Source organism: Streptomyces sp. CB01373 (assembly GCF_002803075.1).
Lineage (GTDB): Bacteria > Actinomycetota > Actinomycetes > Streptomycetales > Streptomycetaceae > Streptomyces.
This window is the reverse complement of record NZ_NNBK01000010.1, coordinates 47,135-68,781: the sequence shown is the minus strand read 5'-3', so window position 1 is coordinate 68,781 and position 21,647 is coordinate 47,135. Positions and strand designations below refer to the sequence as shown.

Sequence of the window (21,647 nt, the reverse complement as noted above, 5' to 3'; positions counted from 1 at the left end):
GAACGCCTGCCGGCCGAACCGTCGGTGGGCGACCGTTCACCGGCTGTGCCGGTGGCGGGCGAGCACTCGGTGGGTGAACTCGTCCACCGGGCCACCGAGCAGCTCTCCCAGCTCGTACGGCAGGAAATGGCGCTGGCCAAGGCGGAGCTGACACAGAAGGGGCGCCGCATGGGACGCGGCGGCGGACTGCTCGGCGCGGCGGGCGCCGTCGGCTATGTCGGGCTGATCGCCCTCGCCGGCGCGGCCACCGCCGCCCTCTCGCTGGCGCTGCCCGTGTGGGCCGCGGCGCTTGTCGTGACGGCCTTGCTGTTCGCGATCGCGAGCGTGCTGGCCATCGTCGGCCGCGCTCAGCTGCGCCGCGCCTCACCACCCACGCCGGAGGAGATGCTCGGCAGCGTCAAGGCGGACGTCGAGGCGATCAAGGAAAGGGCACACCACCGATGACGGACAGGACACAGGGGGACGGCGGCGCCACCACGCCGACCGGAGCGAAGGGCCCCGACGAGCTGAGGCAGCAGATCGAGCAGACGAGGAGCCGGCTCGGCGACACCGTCGAGGAGCTGGCGGCCAAGGCGGACGTGAAGGGCCGCGCGAAGGCCCGCGCGGCGGACCTGATGGACAAGGCGGGCGCCATGACGGTCCAGCTGCGCAGCTCGGCCGCGCACGCCGGGCATCGCGTCCAGGAGAAGGCCATCCACGCCCGTCACCGGACCCAGGAGGGGGCGGGCCGGTCCGGGCACACGCTTCAGGAGCGGGCCACGCGGGCGGGTCACCTGGTCCAGGAACAGGCCACGCGTGCCGGGCACACGGTCCAGGAGCAGGCATCCCGGGCCGGGCAGTCCGCCCCGGTGAGCAACGCGGTCGAGGCGTACCGGCGCAACCCGCGCCCGATGGTGATAGCGCTCGCGGCGGGCGCGGCGGCCCTGGTCGCGACCGGACTGCTGATCCGGCGCAGCCGCCGCCGCTGAACCCGCGGGCCGTCCGGTCGCGGCGGCGACCACGGCCGGCCGGGACCACCGGCGTCCCGAAGGCCGCCCCCACCCGAGAGGTGGGGGCGGCCTTCCCGGTACCGCGCCGGGGGACCGTCGCCCCCGGAACGCGCGGGTGTTACGGGTGGAAGCGCAGCACCTGCGGGTCGTGGTCGCTGGTCTGGTCGTGGAACTCCGCGTTGACGTGCACGCTGTCGTAGTCGAAGTTGCCGCCGCGCTTGATCGCCGGGCTGATCAGGATCTGGTCCAGAACCTGGAGGTTGCCCTGGTAGTCGTAGGTGTAACGCTCGTTCTTGGGCAGCGACTTGATCGCCGACCACAGCTCGCCGTCACCCTCGAGGATCTTCGCGGTGTCGGAGAACTCGAAGTCGTTCATGTCGCCGAGCACGACGACGTCCGCGTTCTTCTCGACCTTCAGGATGTCGTTGACGAAGGAGTTCACCTCGGCCGCCTGGCGGTGGCGCTGGACCTCCGAGCTGCGCGCCGGCGGCTGGTACTGCGCGGTCAGGCCCTGGTCGCCGCCCTTGGAGGCGAAGTGGTTGGCGATCACGATGACCGTGCGGCCGCGGAAGACGAACTCGCCGGCCAGCGGCTTGCGGCTGTTCTTCCAGGCGTCGCTCGCGGGGTCGATCCGGCCCGGGGAGACCGTCAGGGCCGCCTTGTTGCCGTTCACCTTCCTGACGCCGACCGCGGTGGTCGAGTCGCCGCCCGGGCGGTCGGTGAAGGAGACCCGCGCGGGGTTGAACAGGAAGACCTGGCGGATGTTGCCGCCCGGCTCGCCGCCGTCCTGGTCGTTGACCGGGTCGATGGAGCGCCAGTCGTACTTCGGGCCGCCGGCCTTGACGATCGCGTCGATCAGCTTGCCCATGGTCACGCTCGCGTCGACCGTGCCGTCGTCCACGGCGCCGTTGTTGTCCTGGATCTCCTCCAGGGACACGATGTCGGGCGACTGCAGGTTGTGCACGATCGCGGCGGCGTGCTCGTCGAAGGTGGCGTCGGACGGGTCGAGGTTCTCGACGTTGTAGGTGGCCACCGAGAGCTCGCCGGGGGACTGCTTGGCGGTCGTCTCGCGCTGCAGGCCGCCGCTCTTGAGCGCGCCGAGCCGGCTGGCGACGAGCGTGTAGCCGCCGTAGGAGTTGTAGTCCATCGGGCCGGTGGTGGTGCCGGCGAGGGTGTCGCCGACGTTCGCCACGGGGAAGTCGGCGGTGGAGCCCAGCGACTCGACCTGGAGGCGGCCGGTGTTCTGGGAGTCGTAGGAGCCGTAGACCGTGCCGCCGCGGGAGCTGCGGTTCTCGTCCGGCTTCACCGTGACCCACAGCTCGCTGTAGGGGTTGGTGGCGGTGACCACGCGGGCGTCGGCGATCTGGACGTTCATGCCCTCCAGGGACTCGTAGTAGTCCAGGGCGTACTTCGTCGGCTCCAGGGTCAGGCCGTTGACCGAGCCCTTCGCGGCGGGGTCGCCGGCCGGGGCGTAGACGGCGGGAACCGACTTGGCGTCGATCACGACCGGGGCCGGGACCGGGTTGCCCTTGGAGACGACGGTGACCACCGGCTTGGTGATCTCGGTGACCGACTGGTTGCCGGAGGTGGCGCCGCCCGGGACGTACTCGGAGACGGTTCCGGTCACCGTGACGGAGTCGCCGACCGCGACCGTCGGGGTGGAGCTGGTGAAGACGAAGATGCCCTCGCTGGTGGCGGGGTTGTTGTCCGGATTGGCGTCCTGCATCCAGAAGCCTCTGGTGGAGCCGTAGGTGCGCACGGCGGTGACGATGCCGGGCACGGACGTGACCTGCTGGTTCGCGTAGGGGGATATCCGGGTGGCGCCCTGGATGTCGTGGATGCGCACGGTGTCCGCGTGCGCGGGAGAGGTGAGGACGACGGCGGACGCGGCCGAGCAGACGGCGGCGATGGTCAGCGCGGCGAGACGGGCGGAGGACTTGCTGGGCACGGTGGATCCCTTCGGGCGTGACGGAGTACGGCGACGGGGGTGCGACGCGAAAACGCGGGACGCGGGCGGGAGGCACCGGTCGACGCGCGTAGAGCGTGACGGGAACGAGCCGCCTCCGCATTTCTACGCGCGTCAATCTGCTGCGCGGCCCGGTCGGTTGTCAAGGTTTCCGCCATGGACGGGAGGTGACGGAAAGGTGAACCGGACGGGATGGGTCGAAATCCGTCTAGGCTGAGCTTTCGAGTCGTCAGGCTTACCGGCCCGTGGGCTTCCCACCCTCCGGGCCCCGGTCCGCTAGGAGAAACCAGCCGATGTCAGACAGGTCCTCGTTCCCGCCGGTGCGGATCGCCTCCGAACCGGAGCTGGCCCGGTACGCGCTCGCCACACCGCTGCTGTCCCGCGCCGCGCGGCTCGCGCGCTGGGCCGGGGACGGGACACGGGTCGACGCGGACGGCGGGCTCGCGCAGGAACAACTGCCCGCCGCGGCCGAGATGCTCGGTCTGAGCGGCGACGCCGCGGCGGCCGCCGCGGGCGAGGCCTGGCGGGTCGCCCTGGACACCGGGCTCGTCCGCGTCGCCGACGAGGACGAGGGCGCCGTCGCGCCCGGCCCCGACCTGGAGCTGCTGACCGGCGGCTCGCCGCACGACGTGCTCGCCCTCTGGTCGAACGCCCTCGAGACCGCGCTGGCCGACGCGAGCGTGCCCGACCTGGACGCGCTGGTCGAAGCGGTGGGGCAGGGCGGCGCGGTCGACCTCTCCGGGCTGGACTGGGACCCCGGGGCGGAGGCGGAGTTCCTCGACGGGGTGCTCGCCAACCTCTACCGGCTGACGGCCGGTGCGGAGGGGGCCGACGGCGTTCCGGTGCCGCTGCCCGTGCTCGCCGCCTCCATGATCGTGCCCAGCGACATGGGGGAGCCCACCAACGACATACTGGAGCAGGTCTCCGAGGCGATGATGCGGCTGGACGACCAGTTCCGGCTGCTGGAGCCGGCGGGTCTGGTCGAGTACCGGCCGGTGGACGAGGAGTTGATGGCGGAGGCCGAGAGCGAGTCGTCCACGCCGGCGGAGGAGGTGGACGTCGCCCGCTACGGCATGGTGCGGCTGACCCCGCTCGGACTGCACGGGCTGCGGACCCGGCTGCTTGAGGCCGGCTGCCGGGCGCCGGTGATCGGCGAGCTCGCGGACAAGGGTGCCGACGCGCTGCTCGACGGTACCGCCGGGTTTCCGCCCGAGGCCACGCACGCGGAGACCGAGCAGTGGCTGGCGAGCCGTGAACCGCTTTCCGCCGCACGGGAGTTGCTCGTTGCGGCGCGCGGTACGGACGCGGGTGCGCCGCTGCGGCGGCTGCGCTGCCAGCAGGCGCTGTCCCTGGTCGGCGCGGAGGCCGAACCGGCGCTGCGGGAGGTGCTCGACGACGCCGAACTGGGCGGTCTTTCCCGGGTCTGGCTGACCGAGCGGGGCCTGGCCGACGTGCCGCCGCCGTCCCAGGAGATGATCTTCTGGCTGACCATCGACACGGTGGCCGCGCAACTGGCCGCCGAGGGCGACTCCGAGGAACTGCACGCCCTCGTCGAGGGTCTCGCCGAACAGCACAGCGGCTTCTTCGCGGCCGCCTGGCGGGTGGACCACCCGCAGACGGCGGACGTACTGGAGGCGATGGGCCGCCTGCACCCGGACAAGAAGACCGCCAAGGAGGCCCGCAAGGCAGCCTTCAAGGCACGCTCCGCGCACGGCGGCTGAGCGAGGACAGTGACCGGCCGCGGCCCGCATTCGCTGTGCGGGCCGCGGCCGTTCGGTCATGGCGCGGGGTTCGTCACTTGCTCACGGCGAAGCGCATCAGGGCGTGTTCGTCGCCCTGCTTGATCTTGCCCGTCTCGTTGATCACTTCGAGCTTCCAGGAGCCGCCGACGCGCATGGCCTTGGCCACCGCGCAGCCGTTGTCCTGGGTGAGCAGGCTCGGCCAGATGTCGGCGACCTGCTGGGAGGTGCCCCCGGTCGCGTCGTAGACCTTGAAGCTGATGTTGCGCGCCTTCTGGAAGGAACTGCCCTTCTTGAACGCGGCGGCGATGAACACGATCGAGGTGATGTTCTGCGGTATCCGCGCGAACTCCACCGTCACCGTCTCGTCGTCGCCGTCCCCGCGGCCGGTCTGGTTGTCGCCGCTGTGCTGCAACGAGCCGTTGCCCATGGGGTCCAGCGAGTCCAGGCCCGCCAGGCGCACCGGGTCCGTGCCCTGCATGGCGACGGCGATCAGGTCGAGGTCGGTGCCCATCTTGCGGCGGAGCATGCCCATCACCCCGCCGGAGGTGCCCCCGGTGGGGTCCCAGGACACGCCGATGGACATGTGGGTCACCCCGTCCAGGTCCGCCGGTCCGTCTTCTTTCGTCAGCGTGATCATGTGTGGTTCATCCTCTGGTGAAGGTGGCTGCGACAGGCGAATTCTGTCCTACAGCGCCTGGGCCGCGGGCTTCACCATGTTCCGCACGGTGCGCGCCTTGACGAAGTCGCCCATGGCCGTCATCTCCCACTCGCCGGTGAACTGACGGATGAGCTTGGCCATCAGCACCCCGGTCTGCGCCTCGGCGTTGGTGAGGTCGAAGCGGACCAGCTCCTCCTCGGTGGTGGCGTCCACCAGGCGGCAGTAGGCCTTGGCGACATCGGTGAACTTCTGGCCCGAGAAGGAGTTCACGGTGAAGACCAGGCCGGTCACCTCCTGCGGCAGGCGTCCGAGGTCGACCACGATCACCTCGTCGTCGCCCGCGCCCTCGCCGGTGAGATTGTCGCCGGAGTGCTTCACGGCGCCGTTCAGGATGGTGAGCTTGCCGAAATAGCAGCTGTCGATGTGGTTGCGCTGCGGGCCGTAGGCGATGACCGAGGCGTCCAGGTCGATGTCGGCGCCGCGGTACGCCGGTTCCCAGCCGAGACCCATCTTGACCCGGGCGAGCAGCGGACGGCCGCCCTTGACCAGGGACACGGTCTGGTTCTTCTGGAGGCTGACCCGGCCCTTGTCCAGGTTGACCTTCCCGGTGCCCGGGGCGGGGGCGGCCGGCGGGGCCGGGGGAACCGGAGGGGCGGCCGGAGACTGCGCGGCGGGCGCCGGGGGCGGCGGGGTGAGCGGCCGGGGCGGGACGGCCGGCTGCGGCGGGGCCACCGGGGCGGGGGCCGGTTCCTCCACCGTCACTCCGAAGTCGGTGGCGATGCCCGCGAGTCCGTCGGCGTACCCCTGGCCGACGGCCCGCGCCTTCCACTGGCCGCCGCGCAGATAGATCTCCACGACCACCAGCGCCGTCTCGGTGCCGAGCCGTGGCGGGGTGAAGGTGGCCAGCACCGAACCGGTGTCCGCGTCGCGGACGGTGGCCGTGGGCTCGATGCCCTGGAAGGTCTGCCCGGCGGCGTCCGGGCTCGCGGTGACCACGATCTTCTCGATGCCCGGCGGCACCGCGGTGGTGTCCACGGTGATCGCGTCGGGCGTGCCGCCGCCGCCCGAACGGTAGGTCACGCCCGGCCCGGACGGCTGGTTGTAGAAGATGAAGTCGTCGTCCGAGCGCACCTTGCCGTCGGCGGTGAGCAGCAGGCCCGATACGTCCAGCCGCACCGGAGCGGCGACGTCGACCGTCACACGCGCGACGGACAGCGGGATGTTCGAGCCGGGGGTCATAGCTGTCATGTGGGAGGTAACGAGCGAGGGCGCTTTACCGTTCCCTTACCCGGCGAACGGGTGAGGCGGCGCAGCGCACGCAACCGGTGCTCGCTACGGGATCACCACGATCTTCCGGCCCACCCCGGAGGCGAACTGGTCGAGTGCCTCCGGGTACCGCTCCAGCGGGATCCGGTCACTGATGAAGACCTCGGGGTCCAGCACCCCGGCCGCGAACAGCTCGGCGGCCCGTTCGAAGCTGTGCAGCACCGCCATGGAGCCGGTGATGGTGATCTCCTGGTTGTAGATCCGGTACGGGTCGATCATCACCCGGGTCGCGTAGTCGGCCACCCCGAACTGGAGGAACGTGCCCGCCTTGGCCACCCGGTCCAGACCGTCCTGGATCGCCGCCGCGTTGCCGGTCGCGTCGATCACCACGTCCCAGCCCCGCGGCCGGTCCAGTTCGTCGGCGTTCGCCGCGGACGCCGACACACCCAGCTGCCGGGCCGTCTCGAGGCGGGCCGGGTTCACGTCGACCACGTCGACGCTGGCCGCGCCGGTCCGCTTGGCCAGCTCCAGCATCATCAGACCCATGGTCCCGGAGCCGTAGATCAGCACGTTCGAGCCCAGGCGCGTGCGCAGTACGTCGTAGCCGCGGACCGCGCACGACAGCGGCTCGATCAGGGCCGCGTCCTCGGTGCGGATGTGCTCGGGCAGCTTGACGCAGTTGGCGACCGGGGCCACGGCGTACCGGGCGGCGCCGCCCGCGGTGGTCACGCCGATCGCGGCCCACCGCTCGCACATGTTGTTGTGCCCGTCGCGGCAGAAGCGGCACTCGTAGCAGTACAGCGACGGGTCGACCGCCACCCGGTCGCCGACCGACACCTCCGTGACCTGCGTGCCGACCGCGGCCACTTCGCCGGCGAACTCGTGCCCGGGCACGATCGGCAGCTTGGGCGCGAACTCGCCCTGGAGGATGTGCAGATCGGTGCCGCACAGCCCGCAGGCCGCCACCTCGACGACGACCTCGCGGGGCCCCGGCGTCGGGTCGGGGACCTCGGTGACGACGGCGCGGCCCACGGACTCGATGACGGCGGCCTTCATTTGACGGCTCCCAACGACAGGCCCTGGACCAGTTTGTCCTGGGCGGCGAACCCCGCGGCGAGCACCGGCAGGGAGATGACGAGCGACGCGGCGCACACCTTGGCCAGGAACAGGCCCTGGCTGGTGATGAAGGTGGTGAGGAACACGGGGGCGGTCTCGGCGACCACGCCCGTGAGGACCCGCGCGAACATCAGCTCGTTCCAGCTGAAGATGAAACAGATCAGGGCGGTCGCCGCGATGCCGGGCAGGGCGATCGGGGCGACCACGCGGCCCAGCACGGTCGGCAGCCGGGCGCCGTCGATCTGGGCGGCCTCGATGATCGCGGCCGGGACCTCGGACAGGAAGGACTGCATCATCCAGACCGCGATCGGCAGGTTCATGGCCGTGTAGAGGATGACCAGCGCCCAGATGTTGTCGAGCAGGCCGGTGTTCTTCGCGAACAGGTAGATCGGCAGCAGACCGGCCACCAGGGGCAGCATCTTGGTGGACAGGAAGAAGAACAGGACGTCGGTCCACTTCTTCACCGGCCGGATGGACAGCGCGTACGCGGCGGGCAGCGCGAGGAGGAGAGTCAGCAGGGTGGAGACCAGCGAGGCGGTCATGGAGTTGATCAGCGCGGGCCAGGGACTGGCCCCGCCGGTCACCCCGAAGAACTGCCGGTAGCCGTCCAGCGTCAGCGAGGCGGCCACCGACGGCGGGTTGGTCGCCGCGTCCGCCTCGGAGTGGAAGGACGTCAGCACCATCCAGAGCAGGGGCAGCACGAACACGAGCCCGGCCAGCCAGGCGACGACGCCCAGGGCCGCACCCCGGAACCGGCCGCGCGGCTTGCCGTACCGCAGGGTGGTGGTGGCGACGGTGGCCATCAGCGGGACACCTCCTCACGGAACAGCGACGACACCACGCGCAGCGCGAAGGTCGCCAGGATGATCGAGCCGATCACGACGATGACGCCGGCCGCGGAGGCGAGGCCGTTCTCGTGCGCCTGGTAGAAGGTCTGGTAGATCGTGTACGGCAGGTTCGCGGTGCCCAGGCCGCCGGAGGTGATGGTGAACACCGCGTCGAAGTTCTGCACGATGTAGATCGAGCCGAGCAGCACGCCGAGTTCGAGGTAGCGGCGCAGATGCGGCAGCGTGATGTGCACGAAGATCTGCCAGTTGCTCGCGCCGTCCATCCTGGCCGCCTCGAGCAGTTGTGAGTCGCGGCTCTGCAGTCCGGCCAGCAGGATCAGCATCATGAACGGGGTCCACTGCCAGATCAGCGCGGCCTCCACCGCCATCAGCGGCATCTCGGAGATCCAGTCCGGCTGCACCGCCCCGTCCCCGCCGATGGCGTGCAGGATGCCGTTGAACAGCCCGTACTCCGGGTTGAACAGCAGGTGCTTCCACATCAGCGCGGCGGCGATCGGCACCAGCAGGAACGGCGCGATGAGCATGGTGCGCACGGCGGCCCGGCCGCGGAAGCGGCGGTCGAGCAGCAGCGCGAGGAGCAGGCCGAGCAGCAGGCTGACCAGCACCACGGTGACGGTCAGCAGGATGGTCGTCCACACCGAACTGCGCAGGTCGGCGTCGCTCAGCACCTCGCCGTAGTTGGCGAATCCGGCGAAGTGGCGCCGGTCGGGGTAGAGCGCGTTCCAGTCGAGGAACGAGATCACCAGGGTGGCCACGAAGGGCAGCTGGGTGACGACGATCATGAAGATCAGCGCCGGCAGCAGGGGCGCCCGGGTGGCCCAGGCGCGCATGCGGTTCGGGCGCCGGGCCGCCGGCCGTCCGGAGACGGCGGCGGCGCGGGCCGGGGACGTCAAGGTCATGACCCCTCGTACTTCTGGGCGACGGCCTCGGCGAGCTTCTGAGCCTTCGTCAAGGCGCTGTCCACCGACTGGCGTCCGGCGATGGCGGAGCTGATCTCCTGGGAGACCTTGGTGCCCAGGTCGGTGAACTCGGGGATGCCGACGAACTGGATGCCGGGCGCGGGCCGGGGCTGCACGCCCGGGTCCTCGGGCTTGGCGTTCGCGATGGCGTCCCGGGTGACGTCCGCGAACGCGGCGGCCTCCTTGCGGTACTCCGGGATGTCGTAGGTCGAGGCGCGCTTGCCGGCCGGGACGTTGGACCAGCCCGCCTTCTCGCCGGCGAGCTTCTCGTAGTCCTTGCTGGAGGCCCAGGAGATGAACTTCCAGGCGTTCTCGGAGTTCTTGGACGCCTTCTGGATGCCCCACGCCCAGGTGTAGAGCCAGCCCGAGCCGTCGGTCTTCTCGACCGGGGCCGGGGCGTAGCCGATCTTGCCCTTGACCGGAGAGCCGTCGGCCTCCAGGGAGCCGGCTCCGGCGGTGGCGTCGTACCACATGGCCGTCTTGCCCTGGGTCATGTTGTTCAGGCACTCCGCGTAGCCGGACTGGGCGGCACCGGCCTCGCCGTGCTTGCGGACCAGGTCGACGTAGAACTGGGTGGCCTCCTTGAACTCCTTGGAGTCCAGCCGTGCCGTCCAGTCCTTGTCGAACCAGGTGCCGCCGAAGGTGTTCACCACCGTGGTCAGCGGTGCCATGACCTCGCCCCAGCCCGGCAGCCCGCGCAGGCAGATGCCCTTCATGCCGGAGCCGTCGACCTTGGCGGCCAGGTCGGCGACCTGCTTCCAGGTGGGCTTGGCCGGCATGCTCAGGCCCTTCTTCTCCAGGACGTCCTTGCGGTACATCAGGAAGGAGGACTCGCCGTAGAACGGCTCGCCGTACAGCTTGCCGTCCTCGGCGGTGAGCGCCCGGGTCATCGGGGGGAGGATGTCGGCCTGGTCGAAGGCGGTGTCCTTCTTGACGTAGGCGTCCAGGGGGTGCAGCCACCCGTTCTTGGCGTAGATCGGGATCTCGTAGTTGCTCAGGGTGGCGACGTCGTACTGCCCGGCCTGGTTGGCGAAGTCCTGGCTGATCTTGTCCCGGACGTCGTTCTCCGGCAGGACGGTGAAGTTCACCTTGATGCCGGTGTCCTTGGTGAAGTGGGCGGCGGTCAGCTTCTGCAGCTCCACCATCTGCGGATTGTTCACCATCAGGACGTTGACGGAGCTGCCGCCGGCGGATCCGGACCCGCCGGCGCCCGAGCAGGCGGCGAGCGGAGCGATCAGCGTCCCTACCGCCGCCACGGCGAAGAGGGTCCGTGGCGAGCGTCGGCTCTGGGTTCGCATGGGTACTCCAGGAGATGTTGACACTAATGGGGACTTGAAGGGGGACGAGAGCGCCTCGCGGGGCGGGTGAAGGGTGAGGTTCAGCGGGGTGCCGGGCGACTCGGCGGTCAGACCCGGATGACCTGCGGCCCGAGCAGGGAGTAGCGGTGTGCCTCGGTCGCCGGGAGCAGGGTGCTCGTCACGATCGCCTCCAACGCGCCGACTTCGGCGAACCGGCAGAAGCTGACCGCCCCGAACTTGGTGTGAACGCCCGCGAGCACCACCCGGCGCGCGGCCCTGACCGCCTGCGCCTTCACCTCGCTGACCGCCGGGTCGGGCGTGGTCAGACCGTGTTCGCGGGAGATGCCGTTGGCGCCGATGAACGCCAGGTCGATGACGAAACCGGACAGCATCTTCGTCGTCCAGTGGTCCACGGTGGCGAGGGTGCCGGAGCGGACCCGGCCGCCGAGCAGCAGCACGGAGATGGTGCCGGTCTCGGCGAGCGCGCCCGCGACCGGCAGGGAGGCGGTGACCACGGTCAGCGGCCGGTCCCGGGGCAGGGCCTCGGCGATGAGCTGCGGGGTGAAGCCCTCGTCGACGAAGACCGTTTCGGCGTCCCCGAGCAGTTCGGCGGCGGCGGTCGCCACCCGGCGCTTCTCGGGTACGTGGCTGGTGGCGCGGAAGGCCAGGGTGGTCTCGAAGCCGGCGCTCTCCACGGGGTAGGCGCCTCCGTGGGTACGGCGTACCAGACCGTGGTCCTCCAGGGAGCGCAGGTCCCGCCGGACGGTCTCCTTGGCCACGCCCAGGTCGGTGGCGAGCGCGGTGACGTCGACCGATCCGGTGGCACGCGCCAGCCGCACGATCTCGCGCTGGCGCTCCTCGGCCGTCCCGTGGCTCATGGGTCGACCACCCGCTTCCTGGTTTCGATGCCCGTTCGGGCCCGGTGTGGCCCTTGCCGGATGTTCTACAGCGGGTAAGCGGTTCTGACCAGGCTTGTTTTGGGTTCGCTCCTGCCCGTTTACGCCCGTTCGGCTCGGCTGGTGCCCGCCTCGGACCTGCGAGGGGGTGTTCCGGGACGTGGGAACGGGCAGCGCGGATGCCCGAATACGAGGGCGGGCGGGCCCGTTCGGGGCCCGCCCGCCTTTTGCTGCGTCGATTTTCCGCCGCGTCAGTATGGCCAGATGGGCGGGTCCGTCACGAAGGGGCCGCCGATGTGGAGATGGGCCTTGTTGTCCGGGTCGAGCTCGCCCTGCTCGGCGATCAGCTTTTCGGCGTACGGCTCGGAGTCGTCCTGCGGTTCGTAGCCGAGCGCCCGCGCACTGGTGAGGTCGAGCCACAGGCGGGTGTTGGCGGACGCGCCGTGGACGACGGTGTGGCCCACGTCCTCGGCGGTCAGGGCCGCGTGGAAGAGACGGGCGCCGTCGGCGGGGCTCATCCACATGGAGAGCATCCGCACACTGGTCGGTTCGGGGAAGCAGGAGCCGATGCGCACCGAGACGGTCTCCAGGCCGTGCTTGTCCCAGTAGAGCTGGGCGAGGTCCTCGCCGAAGGACTTGGACAGGCCGTAGAAGGTGTCCGGGCGGCGCGGGGTCCCGATCGGCAGGAGCGGCTCGCCGGGGCCGGGGTGCGGGGTGTGGCCCACCACGTGGTTGGAGGAGGCGAAGACGATCCGCCGCACGCCCTCTTCGCGGGCCGCCTCGTACAGGTGGTACGTGCCCTCGATATTGGCCTTCAGGACCTTCTCGAAGGGGGCTTCCAGGGAGATGCCCGCGAGGTGGATGATCGCGTCGACGCCCCGGACGGCCTCGCGCAGTGCGTCCCGGTCGGAGAGGTCCGCGACGATCGCGTCCGGCTCGTCCTCGATGGGCCGCATGTCCAGCAGGCGCAGCGCGTAGCCGTAGTCGGGCAGCAGGCCCCGCATCAGGGTGCCGAGCCCGCCGGCGGCGCCGGTGAGCAGAACGGTGCGGGGAGCGGGCATCCTCGGTCTCCTTGAAGGGGTCGTTCTTGTGTGTGGACACGATTCACATGGATGGACACGCTATGAACAGTGTCCGTACCCCGTCAAGTGTGTCGCGAACACGCGAAATCCGCTCCCTGGTTGCCGGTTCGCCCGCTTGACCTGCCCGAATGGGGGCTCCTAACGTGATCGCGTTCATGAACGTGGACATTGCTCAGCAACATGCACTCGCCCGGCTGACCGAGCGCGGCAGCGTGCTGCTCGACGAGGAGGAAGCGTGAAGACCTCGGCCTTCGTCTACCCCTGGGACGTGAACGGCGATCCCGAGGCGCCCGGCCGGCTGGCCGCCCTCGGAGTGGAACAGGTGACGCTCGCCGCCGCCTACCACTCCACGCGCGCGCTGACCCCCCGCCATCCGCGCCACCGCGTGGTCACCGCCGAGCACGCCGCCGTGCTGTATCCGGTGGACGACCGCTGGGAGGGCCGCACGCCGCGTCCGTACCCGGCCGGCGACTGGGCACCGGGCGACGCGTACGGCGAGGCCGCGGCGGCCCTGGCCGAGACCGGTCTGGAGGTGCACACCTGGGTCGTCCTCGCGCACAACTCCCGCCTGGGCGCCGAGCATCCGGACACCTCCGTCGTCAACGCCTACGGCGACCGCTACCCGTGGGCGCCGTGCATCGCCCAGCCCGCCACGCGCGCGTACCTGACCGAGCTGGCCGCCGAGGCGGCCGTCCGCCCCGGGGCGCGCGGCACCGAGCTGGAGTCCCTCGGCTGGTACGGGCTCGCCCATCTGCACGCCCACGACAAGACCGCCGGGGTGGGTCTCGGGGAGGCCGGGCAGTACCTGATGTCCTTGTGCTTCTGTCCCGCCTGCCGCACCGGGTACGGCGAACAGGGCCTGGACCCGGACGAGTTGGCGCACGCCGTACGCTCCGCCCTGGAACCGGTGTGGCGGGGGGCGCCCTCCGGCGGGGACGCCGCCCGGCCGAGCGGAGGCGGGACCGGGGGAGGCTGGGCCGGGGTGGTGGAACTGCTCGGCGAGAGAAGGGCGGACGCCACCCGCGCATGGCGCGACCGGACCGCGCGCACCCTTCAGGAGGCGGCGGTCGCGGCGGTCCGCGCGGCGGCCCCCGACGGCTTCCAGGTCCTTCTGCACGCCGATCCGGTGTCCTACCACTGCGGCGCCAACGCCGGTGTCGACCCCGCCCACATCCTGTCCGTGGCGGACGGCGTGGTGGTGCCCTGCACGGGCGGTTCCGGCCTGCTGGCCCCGTTCGCCGAACAGGGCCGCCCGGACGCCGTCCTGGCCGCCAACTTCACGATCGTCTCCGGCATGGGCGGCAGTCCGGGCACCCTCGCCGAGGACGCGGGCCGCGCGCGGGACCTGGGGGCATCCGAACTTCGGCTGTATCACACGGGGTTGGCCTCGGACGGCGACCTGGAGGCGGTGCGGTCGGCGTTGCGGGGCCTGTGAAGCAGCATCAGTGACGTGGCCGACAGGCCGAGGGCGAGGGGGGCCAGGAGCACCGGGAGGGAGACGGTGCCGACCAGTGCGGCACCCGCGGCCAGGCCGACGACGTTGGGGGCGAAGAGCAGCGTGTTCGCGGTGGCGGACGTCCGGCCGAGCAGTTCCGCCGGTGTCTCCCGCTGCACGGCGGTGAACGCGGCGATCAGTACGCACGGCAGCCCGGCACCGCTCACCACGCTGCTGACCAGGGCCGCCGGGTCGGACGGGATCGCGCGCAGGGCCACGCCGGCCGCGGTGAGGGCGATGCCGAAGGCTGCGAAGCGGCGGCTGCCCAGGCGGCGCAGAGCGGTGCCCGAGGCGAGACCGACCGCCACCGAACCAGCGCCCTGGACGGCGTACAGCACCCCGGCGTACGCGGGCGCGTGGCCGAGGCGGTCGACGACGGCGTAGATCAGCGCGCCGGTCACGCCGGTGAGCAGCATCGTGGCGCCGCCGGCCAGCACCAGGGGCCGCAGTCGCGGGTGGGACCACAGATGGCGGGCGCCCTCGGCGCTCTGCGCGCGCCAGGAGCCCTCGGGCCGGTGGGGCTCGTCCTCGCGGACCCGCAGCATCGCGTACAGCCCGGCGGCGAGCAGGAACGTGGCCGCGTCCAGCAGGGCCACGCAGCGGCCGCCGTACGCCGCGTACAGGCCGGCGCCCGCCAGTGGGGCCAGCAGCTTCATGCCCTCGTTGGCGGTCATCCGCAGCCCGTTGAAGTCGCCGAGCAGCCTCGCGTCGACGGCGGTGGCGACGAGCGCCGACTGCGCCGCGTCCTCGACGACGCCCGTGGCGCCGTAGAGGAACAGCGCCCCGTACAGCACCCAGACGCGGCCGGGGGCGTCGACGGTGAGGAGGATCGGCAGCAGCGCCGCCAGAAGCAGGTTCGTGCCGATCAGCACCGGCCGCCGGCGGGTGCGGTCGGCGAGCGTGCCGAGCGCCGGGCCGGCCAGGGTCGGCGCCCACATCGCCAGCAGGCACAGCGCGGCCAGCCCGTCCGAGCCGGTGAGGTCCTTGACCCACACACCCGAGGCCAGCCACAGCGCCGAGGTGCCGAAACCGGACACCACCACAGCGGCCAGACACACCCCCGCCGCCCGGTCGCGCAGCACCCGCACCAGGGTCCATTCAGTCGTCATACGGCCCGATCGTCGCCCTAAGGCCCCGCCCCACGGATCCGGCAGATGCCGTAGAACCCGGGCCCGCCCGGCCGGCGATCCGCGGGTGGGGTCGGTCATGTCACGGGGTGACGGGCGGACGGCTCGCGTCGGTGGGGGCCGGGAGCCCGGGCGTGGGTGCCGGGTTCCGGCCGGGCCGAACTCCGTGGGGAGCCGTGGGGGCGTGCCGTCGTGGCATGGGTGGGTACCGGCGGTCCCGCTCCGGGACGGTTCGCGGCGCTGGGTTCGCCGCGGTGGGGGCTGGGCGTCCGAGCCTGTGCCCCGGCAGCCGGGCGTCGTGGTGTCGCGCGGGTGCCGAGTCCGGATCGGGCGGGAGTGCGCGGTCGTGCCGCCGGGGCGTGGCTCGGCAACGGCGGTCATGTGCCAGGGACGGCCGTCGCGGATGGTCCGCGCCGGTGGGGGAGCCGGGTGTGCGAGCGCGTGCCCCGCCCGGCCGCCGGGCCTCCGTCCCGTGCGGCGATGAGTTTCGGGGGCGGCGGCGGTCCACCTCCTGTACGTGAGACGCAGGACTGGAGGAACGATGAACGACACGATCATCGATCTCGGGCCGCAGGCCCGAGTCGTGGCGAGGCTGGCCGGGGCGGTGCGCGAGGAGCAGCTCGGCGCGGTGACACCGTGCCCGGACTGCGCGGTGCGCAACCTGCTGGGGCATCTGCTCGGCCTGGCCGTGGCCTTCCGCGACGCCGGCCGGAAGGAACTGGGCGTCACGACCGACACCAGCCCGGACGCCGCCGCGCCCGACATCGGCCCGGGCTGGCGCGAGGAACTGCCCAAGGCCCTCGACGAGCTCGCCGGGGTCTGGCGCGACCCGGCCGCCTGGACCGGCATGACCCGCGCCGGCGGCGTGGACCTGCCGGGCGAGGTCGCCGGGGCGGTGGCCGCCGACGAACTGGTGATCCACGGCTGGGACCTGGCCCGGGCCACCGGCCAGGACTACGACCCCGACCCCGCCGCGCTCCAGGCGTCGTACGGCTTCCTGCGCGCGGCGGCCGACGACCCGAACCGGGGCAACGGCCCGTTCGGGCCCGTCGTCCCCGTCCCCGAGGACGCTCCACTGCTCGACCGTGCGGTGGGCCTGAGCGGCCGTGATCCCGGCTGGAAGCCCTGAACCGCCGAATCGCAGTGCACCTCGTCCACGCGCCCCGCGACCGCACCCGGCGGTCGCGGGGTTTCTTCGCGCCGCCCGGTGCCGGACACGGTCCTCGGCGGTCCGCGGCCGGCGTGCCGCGGGATTTTCCTGTGTCGGAGGCATTGACGAAACCGCTTGCCCCTCTTACCTTCATCGCGTCGTACTTCGTACGTCATATATGAGACGCGATACGCGAGTTCGGAAACTCGCGATCCGAGCCGTGATGTGATCGACGAGATCCGAGAGGCGCGCATGACCTCTGTGCCCACGCCGATTCCCTCCCGCACGCAGGTCGTGCTGGAGGGGATCAAGCACCGCATCCTCACCGGGCTGCTGACGCCCGGTCAGGCCCTGGTCGAGACCGAACTCGCCGCTCAGTTCGGGGTGTCCAAGACCCCGGTGCGCGAGGCGCTGAAGACCCTGGCCGGCACCGGACTGGTCGTGATGAACCAGTACAAGGGCGTCACGGTGCGCGAGGTGGACGCGGACATGGCACTCGAGGTCTACGACGTGCGGCTGCTCCTCGAACCCGAGGCACTGAGGCGTTCGGTGCGCCGCGGTGCCTCCCTGGACGCCGCCCGCGACGCGCTGAAGCGGGCCGACGAGGCTGTGGACACCGCCGAACGCTCCCTCGCCAACCGCGAGTTCCACCGCGCCCTCTACCTGCCCTGCGGCAACCCGCTGCTCGGCCGGATGCTCGACGAGGTCCGCGACCAGGCCGCCCTCGTCTCCGCCGTCGCCTGGTCCGCCGACCCCTCCTGGGACCGGGAGGCCACCGAGCACCGGGACATCCTGCGGCTCGCCCTGGAGGGCGACGCCGACGGCGCTGCCCGCGCCCTCCACGCCCACATCGCGTCGTTCGTGCAACGGGCCTTCCCCTCAGCGGAGTCGAAGGCCCAGGGAGAGGACGGTCAGGCATGACAACGGCGTTCGAGACCCAGCGGGCGGCACTGGCCGACGTGGTGGCGATCCCGGTGACCCCGTTCACCGAGGACGGCGGCGTCGACGGCGCCACCTACCGGACCCTGCTGCGCCGCCTGCTCGACGGCGGCATCACCACCCTCACGCCCAACGGCAACACCGGCGAGTTCTACGCCCTCACCCCCGAGGAACGCCGGCAGGTCACCGAGATGACCGTCGAGGAGGCCGGCGACCGGGCGAGCATCCTCGTCGGCGTCGGCCACGACGTGCCCACCGCGATCGCCACCGCCCGGCAGGCCCACGAGCTGGGCGCGCAGATGGTCATGGTCCACCAGCCCGTGCACCCCTACGTCTCCCAGGGCGGCTGGGTCGACTACCACCGCGCCATCGCCGAGGCCGTGCCCGGGCTGGGCGTCGTCCCCTACATCCGCAACGCCCAGCTGCCCGGCGCCCGCCTGGCCGAACTCGCCGACGCCTGCCCGAACGTCATCGGCGTCAAGTACGCCGTCCCGGACACCACCCGCTTCGGCGCCTTCGCCCGGGACGCGGGCCTGGACAGGTTCGTGTGGGTCGCGGGACTCGCCGAGCCCTACGCGCCCTCCTACTTCTCCGCCGGCGCCACCGGCTTCACCTCCGGCCTGGTCAACGTCGCCCCGGCCGTCTCCGTCAGCATGCTCCGGGCGCTCAGGGCCGGCGACTACCCGGCCGCGATGAAGGTCTGGGAGCGGATCCGCCGCTTCGAGGAGCTGCGCGCGGCCAACGGGTCCGCGAACAACGTCACCGTCGTCAAGGAGGCCCTCGCCGCGCTCGGCCTGTGCCGCCGGGACGTGCGCCCGCCGAGCAAGCCGCTGCCGGAGAGCGAACGCGCCGAGGTCGCCGCCATCGCCGCCGGGTGGTCCATATGAGTGCCCGGCCGGGCGAAAGGCGCCCGGAGGACCTGCGCAGCCACCAGTGGTACGGCACCGACGGCCTGCGCTCCTTCAGCCACCGCGCCCGCACCCGCCAGCTCGGCTACCTGCCCGAGGAGCACCTGGGAAAGCCGGTCGTCGCGATCCTCAACACCTGGTCCGACATCAACCCCTGCCACGTCCACCTGCGCGACCGCGCCCAGGCGGTCAAGCGCGGGGTGTGGCAGGCGGGCGGCTTCCCGCTGGAGTTCCCGGTCTCCACGCTCAGCGAGACCTTCCAGAAGCCGACCCCGATGCTCTACCGCAACATGCTCGCCATGGAGACCGAGGAGCTGCTGCGCTCCTACCCGGTCGACGGTGCGGTCCTGATGGGCGGCTGCGACAAGTCCACCCCCGCCCTCCTGATGGGCGCGGCCAGCGTCGACCTGCCCACCGTCTTCGTGCCCGCCGGGCCCATGCTGCCCGGCCACTGGCGCAGCGAGGTCCTCGGCTCCGGCACCGACATGTGGAAGTACTGGGACGACAAGCGGGCCGGACTGATCGGCGACTGCGAGATGGCCGAGCTGGAGAGCGGCCTGGCCCGTTCGCCCGGTCACTGCATGACCATGGGCACGGCCTCCACGCTGACCGCCGCGGCCGAGGCCCTCGGCGTGACCGTCCCCGGCGCCTCCAGCATCCCGGCGGTGGACTCCGGGCACGACCGGATGGCGGCGAAAGCGGGCCTGACGATCGTCGAACTGGTCCGCAAGGACCGCAGGCTGAGCGAGATCCTCACCCGCGAGGCGTTCGAGGACGCGGTCACCACTGTCCTCGGCCTCGGCGGCTCCACCAACGCGGTGATCCATCTGATCGCCATGGCGGGCCGCGCGGGCGTCACGCTCACCCTCGACGACTTCGACCGCATCGCCCGCACCGTGCCGGTGCTCGCCAACGTCCGCCCCGGTGGACAGAAGTACCTCATGGAGGACTTCCACTTCGCCGGCGGCCTGCCCGGTTTCCTCTCCCGCATCCCGGACCTGCTCCACCTGGACCGGCCGACGGTGTCGTACGACACCCTGCGCGAGCAGATCGCCGGCGCCCGGGTGCACGACGACGAAGTGATCCGGCCCCGCGACAACCCGGTCGCGGACGAGGGCGGCGTGGCGGTGCTGCGCGGGAACCTCTGCCCGGACGGCGCCGTCATCAAGCACATCGCCGCCGAACCGCACCTGCTCGAACACACCGGGCCCGCCGTCGTCTTCGACGACTACCGGACCATGCAGCGCACCATCAACGACCCGTCGCTCGGCATCACCGCCGACAGCGTGCTCGTGCTGCGCGGCTCCGGACCCAAGGGCGGACCCGGAATGCCCGAGTACGGCATGCTGCCCATCCCCGACCACCTGCTCAAGCAGGGCGTGCGGGACATGGTCCGGATCTCCGACGCCCGTATGAGCGGCACGAGTTACGGCGCCTGCGTACTGCACGTCGCCCCCGAGAGCCACGTCGGCGGACCGCTGGCGCTGGTGCGCACGGGCGACCGGATCACTCTCGACGTCAAGGCCCGCATTCTCCGACTCCACGTGGACGACGAGGAGTTGGAGCGCCGCAGGGCCGAGTGGACGCCGCCGCCCGCGCGGTACGAGCGGGGCTACGGCGCCCTGTACTCCGAACAGATCACCCAGGCCGACACCGGCTGCGACTTCGAGTTCCTGGCCCGGCCCGGAAAGGTGCCGGACCCGTACGCCGGGTAGCCGGCCCCGCCCGGAACCGGGAGACAACCGCCCCACCCTCTGCCCACTCCGCGGAAGCGCTTCACCCACGTGTACATAGCAAGCGCTTCCTACGGACTGCTGTACTGCCCCACTGCGAACGGAGAACAGTCGTGGCCCAAGCCGCAGCCGTGGCGAAACCGCCCGCGCCACCCCGGCGGCGCGGTGCCTCCACCACGCCGCGCAGGCTCCCGTACCTGCTGATCGCCCCGGCCGCCCTGCTCATGCTGGGCTTCATCGCCTACCCGGTGCTCAGCGTCTTCTACTACAGCCTGCAGAACTACAACCCCACCAAGCCGTGGCGGAACGGATACGCGGGCTTCGACAACTTCGTCCACGCCTTCACCCAGGACCCCCAGTTCTGGGACACGCTGATCTTCAGCGCCAAGTGGGTGGTCGTCGAGGTCGGGCTGCAACTGCTCTTCGGACTCGCCCTCGCCCTGATCGTCAACCAGACCTTCGTGGGCCGCGGGATCGGCCGGGCCATGGTGTTCTCCCCGTGGGCCGTGTCCGGCGTGCTCACCTCCGCGATCTGGGTGCTGCTCTACAACTCCCAGACCGGCATCACCCGTTACCTCGCCGACATGGGCATCGGTTCCTACGGCACCAGTTGGCTGTCGGACACCTCCACGGTGTTCCCGGCGGCGGTGGTCGCCGACCTGTGGCGCGGGGTGCCCTTCTTCGCCATCCTCATCCTCGCCGACCTCCAGTCCGTCTCGAAGGACCTGTACGAGGCCGCCGAGGTCGACGGGGCGAGCCGGCTCAAGCAGTTCTGGCACATCACCCTGCCCCATCTGAAGGACGCCATCGTCCTGTCCACGCTGCTGCGCGCGGTGTGGGAGTTCAACAACGTCGACCTGCTCTACACCCTGACCGGCGGTGGACCGGCCGGCGAGACCACCACCCTGCCGCTCTACATCGCCAACACCAGCGTCGACGCCCACAACTTCGGCTACGCGTCCGCCCTGACCACGGTGGCGTTCGTCATCCTGCTCTTCTGCTCGATCGTCTATCTGCGGCTGAGCAAGTTCGGAGGTGAGAAGTGATCACCGAGATCGCGCCCGCGCCCGAGCGCGCGGTGTCCGGACCGGCCCGGCCGCGCGGCACGCGCCGCGCCTGGGACGAGGTGCCGCGGTGGCACATCTATCTGCCGCTGTCCGTGTACCTGCTCTTCACGCTGATCCCCTTCTACTGGATCCTGCTGTTCGCGCTGCGCCCGGCCGGCTCCACCTCGCTCGTGCCCTGGCCGATGACCTTCGACCACTTCGAGAAGGTGTGGACCGAGCGGAGCTTCGGCCTCTACTTCCAGAACAGCGTGCTCGTCGGCGTCGCGACCCTGGTCCTCACCACGGTCGTCGCCCTGGCCGGCGGCTACGCGCTCGCCCGGTTCGACTTCCGGCTCAAGCGCGGCTTCATGCTGGCCCTGCTCTGCTCCCAGTTCGTGCCCGGCGCGCTGCTGCTCGTCCCGCTCTTCC

Annotated in this window: 19 protein-coding genes and 1 pseudogene; 10 read left to right on the top strand and 10 right to left on the bottom strand. The window is 71.4% G+C overall.

Annotated features, from left to right (window positions below; all coding sequences use genetic code 11):
• Positions 1-24: 24 nt before the first annotated feature.
• Both CG719_RS16845 and CG719_RS16840 read left to right on the top strand, forming a co-directional pair.
• Positions 25-444: a phage holin family protein gene (locus CG719_RS16845; RefSeq protein ID WP_234375629.1), complete on the top strand. Its 420-nt coding sequence runs from the start codon at positions 25-27 to the stop codon at positions 442-444.
• Positions 441-968: a DUF3618 domain-containing protein gene (locus CG719_RS16840; RefSeq protein WP_100569466.1), complete on the top strand. Its 528-nt coding sequence runs from the start codon at positions 441-443 to the stop codon at positions 966-968. The genes CG719_RS16845 and CG719_RS16840 overlap by 4 nt, the downstream gene beginning before the upstream one ends.
• Positions 969-1,107: 139 nt before the next feature.
• On the opposite strand, the gene CG719_RS16835 is transcribed toward CG719_RS16840, so the two are convergent.
• The gene (locus tag CG719_RS16835; protein ID WP_100569465.1) at positions 1,108-2,937 is read right to left on the bottom strand and encodes an endonuclease/exonuclease/phosphatase family protein; all 1,830 of its coding nucleotides are present in this window, start codon (positions 2,935-2,937) and stop codon (positions 1,108-1,110) included.
• Between the two features lie 311 nt (positions 2,938-3,248).
• Between CG719_RS16835 and CG719_RS16830 the strand changes: the two genes are divergently transcribed.
• Positions 3,249-4,676 (top strand): hypothetical protein, encoded by a 1,428-nt coding sequence (locus tag CG719_RS16830; RefSeq protein ID WP_100569464.1) that lies wholly within the window; start codon positions 3,249-3,251, stop codon positions 4,674-4,676.
• Positions 4,677-4,749: 73 nt separating this feature from the next.
• Here the strand turns inward: CG719_RS16830 and CG719_RS16825 are convergent, their stop codons facing one another.
• The 8 genes from CG719_RS16825 to CG719_RS16790 form a co-directional block, all read right to left on the bottom strand.
• Complete coding sequence (locus CG719_RS16825; RefSeq protein WP_100569463.1) at positions 4,750-5,334, bottom strand: TerD family protein; 585 nt, start codon at positions 5,332-5,334, stop codon at positions 4,750-4,752.
• A gap of 48 nt (positions 5,335-5,382) precedes the next feature.
• Positions 5,383-6,594: a TerD family protein gene (locus CG719_RS16820; protein WP_100569462.1), complete on the bottom strand. Its 1,212-nt coding sequence runs from the start codon at positions 6,592-6,594 to the stop codon at positions 5,383-5,385.
• A gap of 93 nt (positions 6,595-6,687) precedes the next feature.
• Complete coding sequence (locus CG719_RS16815) at positions 6,688-7,677, bottom strand: zinc-dependent alcohol dehydrogenase family protein (protein WP_100569461.1); 990 nt, start codon at positions 7,675-7,677, stop codon at positions 6,688-6,690.
• Positions 7,674-8,540: a carbohydrate ABC transporter permease gene (locus CG719_RS16810; RefSeq protein WP_100569460.1), complete on the bottom strand. Its 867-nt coding sequence runs from the start codon at positions 8,538-8,540 to the stop codon at positions 7,674-7,676. The genes CG719_RS16815 and CG719_RS16810 overlap by 4 nt, the downstream gene beginning before the upstream one ends.
• On the bottom strand, positions 8,540-9,484 hold the full coding sequence (locus CG719_RS16805; protein WP_100569459.1) for a carbohydrate ABC transporter permease: 945 nt from the start codon (positions 9,482-9,484) through the stop codon (positions 8,540-8,542). Before CG719_RS16805 ends, CG719_RS16810 begins: the two co-directional genes overlap by 1 nt.
• Complete coding sequence (locus tag CG719_RS16800; RefSeq protein WP_100569458.1) at positions 9,481-10,842, bottom strand: ABC transporter substrate-binding protein; 1,362 nt, start codon at positions 10,840-10,842, stop codon at positions 9,481-9,483. The genes CG719_RS16805 and CG719_RS16800 overlap by 4 nt, the downstream gene beginning before the upstream one ends.
• A gap of 107 nt (positions 10,843-10,949) precedes the next feature.
• On the bottom strand, positions 10,950-11,720 hold the full coding sequence (locus CG719_RS16795; RefSeq protein ID WP_100569457.1) for a DeoR/GlpR family DNA-binding transcription regulator: 771 nt from the start codon (positions 11,718-11,720) through the stop codon (positions 10,950-10,952).
• 269 nt (positions 11,721-11,989) lie between these two features.
• Positions 11,990-12,799, bottom strand: coding sequence for an NAD-dependent epimerase/dehydratase family protein (locus CG719_RS16790; protein ID WP_100569456.1), 810 nt, complete (start codon positions 12,797-12,799; stop codon positions 11,990-11,992).
• Positions 12,800-13,055: 256 nt separating this feature from the next.
• On the opposite strand from CG719_RS16790, the gene CG719_RS16785 reads away from it, so the two are divergent.
• Positions 13,056-14,255, top strand: coding sequence for a hypothetical protein (locus tag CG719_RS16785; RefSeq protein ID WP_100569455.1), 1,200 nt, complete (start codon positions 13,056-13,058; stop codon positions 14,253-14,255).
• Here CG719_RS16785 and CG719_RS16780 read toward each other — a convergent pair.
• Positions 14,192-15,424, bottom strand: coding sequence for an MFS transporter (locus tag CG719_RS16780; RefSeq protein ID WP_100569454.1), 1,233 nt, complete (start codon positions 15,422-15,424; stop codon positions 14,192-14,194). The genes CG719_RS16785 and CG719_RS16780 overlap by 64 nt on opposite strands.
• Before the next feature lie 559 nt (positions 15,425-15,983).
• Here CG719_RS16780 and CG719_RS16775 point away from each other — a divergent pair.
• From CG719_RS16775 to CG719_RS36470, 6 genes and pseudogenes are all read left to right on the top strand, one after another.
• Positions 15,984-16,571 carry a TIGR03086 family metal-binding protein gene (locus CG719_RS16775; protein ID WP_100569453.1) on the top strand — a complete coding sequence of 196 codons (588 nt, stop codon included), beginning with the start codon at positions 15,984-15,986 and terminating at the stop codon, positions 16,569-16,571.
• Positions 16,572-16,844: 273 nt separating this feature from the next.
• Positions 16,845-17,513 carry a GntR family transcriptional regulator gene (locus tag CG719_RS16770; RefSeq protein WP_100569633.1) on the top strand — a complete coding sequence of 223 codons (669 nt, stop codon included), beginning with the start codon at positions 16,845-16,847 and terminating at the stop codon, positions 17,511-17,513.
• Positions 17,510-18,418 carry a dihydrodipicolinate synthase family protein gene (locus CG719_RS16765; RefSeq protein ID WP_100569452.1) on the top strand — a complete coding sequence of 303 codons (909 nt, stop codon included), beginning with the start codon at positions 17,510-17,512 and terminating at the stop codon, positions 18,416-18,418. The genes CG719_RS16770 and CG719_RS16765 overlap by 4 nt, the downstream gene beginning before the upstream one ends.
• Positions 18,415-20,154, top strand: a complete 1,740-nt coding sequence (gene araD / locus CG719_RS16760) for an L-arabinonate dehydratase (protein ID WP_100569451.1) — start codon at positions 18,415-18,417, stop codon at positions 20,152-20,154. The genes CG719_RS16765 and araD overlap by 4 nt, the downstream gene beginning before the upstream one ends.
• A gap of 131 nt (positions 20,155-20,285) precedes the next feature.
• Entirely contained in the window at positions 20,286-21,218 is a 933-nt protein-coding gene (locus tag CG719_RS16755) for a carbohydrate ABC transporter permease (RefSeq protein ID WP_100569450.1), read from the top strand.
• Positions 21,215-21,647, top strand: a pseudogene (locus CG719_RS36470) (carbohydrate ABC transporter permease); the annotation flags it as partial. The gene CG719_RS16755 and the pseudogene CG719_RS36470, both read left to right, overlap by 4 nt.

What these genes read in the sequence shown, in the direction of transcription:
- CG719_RS16765 (WP_100569452.1), top strand. Translation starts at nt 17,510, where the DNA reads ATGACAACGGCGTTCGAGACCCAGCGGGCGGCACTGGCCGACGTGGTG.
- CG719_RS16840 (WP_100569466.1), top strand. Translation starts at nt 441, where the DNA reads ATGACGGACAGGACACAGGGGGACGGCGGCGCCACCACGCCGACCGGA.
- CG719_RS16780 (WP_100569454.1), bottom strand. Translation starts at nt 15,424, where the DNA reads ATGACGACTGAATGGACCCTGGTGCGGGTGCTGCGCGACCGGGCGGCG.
- CG719_RS16815 (WP_100569461.1), bottom strand. Translation starts at nt 7,677, where the DNA reads ATGAAGGCCGCCGTCATCGAGTCCGTGGGCCGCGCCGTCGTCACCGAG.
- CG719_RS16795 (WP_100569457.1), bottom strand. Translation starts at nt 11,720, where the DNA reads ATGAGCCACGGGACGGCCGAGGAGCGCCAGCGCGAGATCGTGCGGCTG.
- araD (WP_100569451.1), top strand. Translation starts at nt 18,415, where the DNA reads ATGAGTGCCCGGCCGGGCGAAAGGCGCCCGGAGGACCTGCGCAGCCAC.
- CG719_RS16805 (WP_100569459.1), bottom strand. Translation starts at nt 9,484, where the DNA reads ATGACCTTGACGTCCCCGGCCCGCGCCGCCGCCGTCTCCGGACGGCCG.
- CG719_RS16810 (WP_100569460.1), bottom strand. Translation starts at nt 8,540, where the DNA reads ATGGCCACCGTCGCCACCACCACCCTGCGGTACGGCAAGCCGCGCGGC.
- CG719_RS16800 (WP_100569458.1), bottom strand. Translation starts at nt 10,842, where the DNA reads ATGCGAACCCAGAGCCGACGCTCGCCACGGACCCTCTTCGCCGTGGCG.
- CG719_RS16790 (WP_100569456.1), bottom strand. Translation starts at nt 12,799, where the DNA reads ATGCCCGCTCCCCGCACCGTTCTGCTCACCGGCGCCGCCGGCGGGCTC.
- CG719_RS16820 (WP_100569462.1), bottom strand. Translation starts at nt 6,594, where the DNA reads ATGACCCCCGGCTCGAACATCCCGCTGTCCGTCGCGCGTGTGACGGTC.
- CG719_RS16830 (WP_100569464.1), top strand. Translation starts at nt 3,249, where the DNA reads ATGTCAGACAGGTCCTCGTTCCCGCCGGTGCGGATCGCCTCCGAACCG.
- CG719_RS16770 (WP_100569633.1), top strand. Translation starts at nt 16,845, where the DNA reads ATGACCTCTGTGCCCACGCCGATTCCCTCCCGCACGCAGGTCGTGCTG.
- CG719_RS16775 (WP_100569453.1), top strand. Translation starts at nt 15,984, where the DNA reads ATGAACGACACGATCATCGATCTCGGGCCGCAGGCCCGAGTCGTGGCG.
- CG719_RS16825 (WP_100569463.1), bottom strand. Translation starts at nt 5,334, where the DNA reads ATGATCACGCTGACGAAAGAAGACGGACCGGCGGACCTGGACGGGGTG.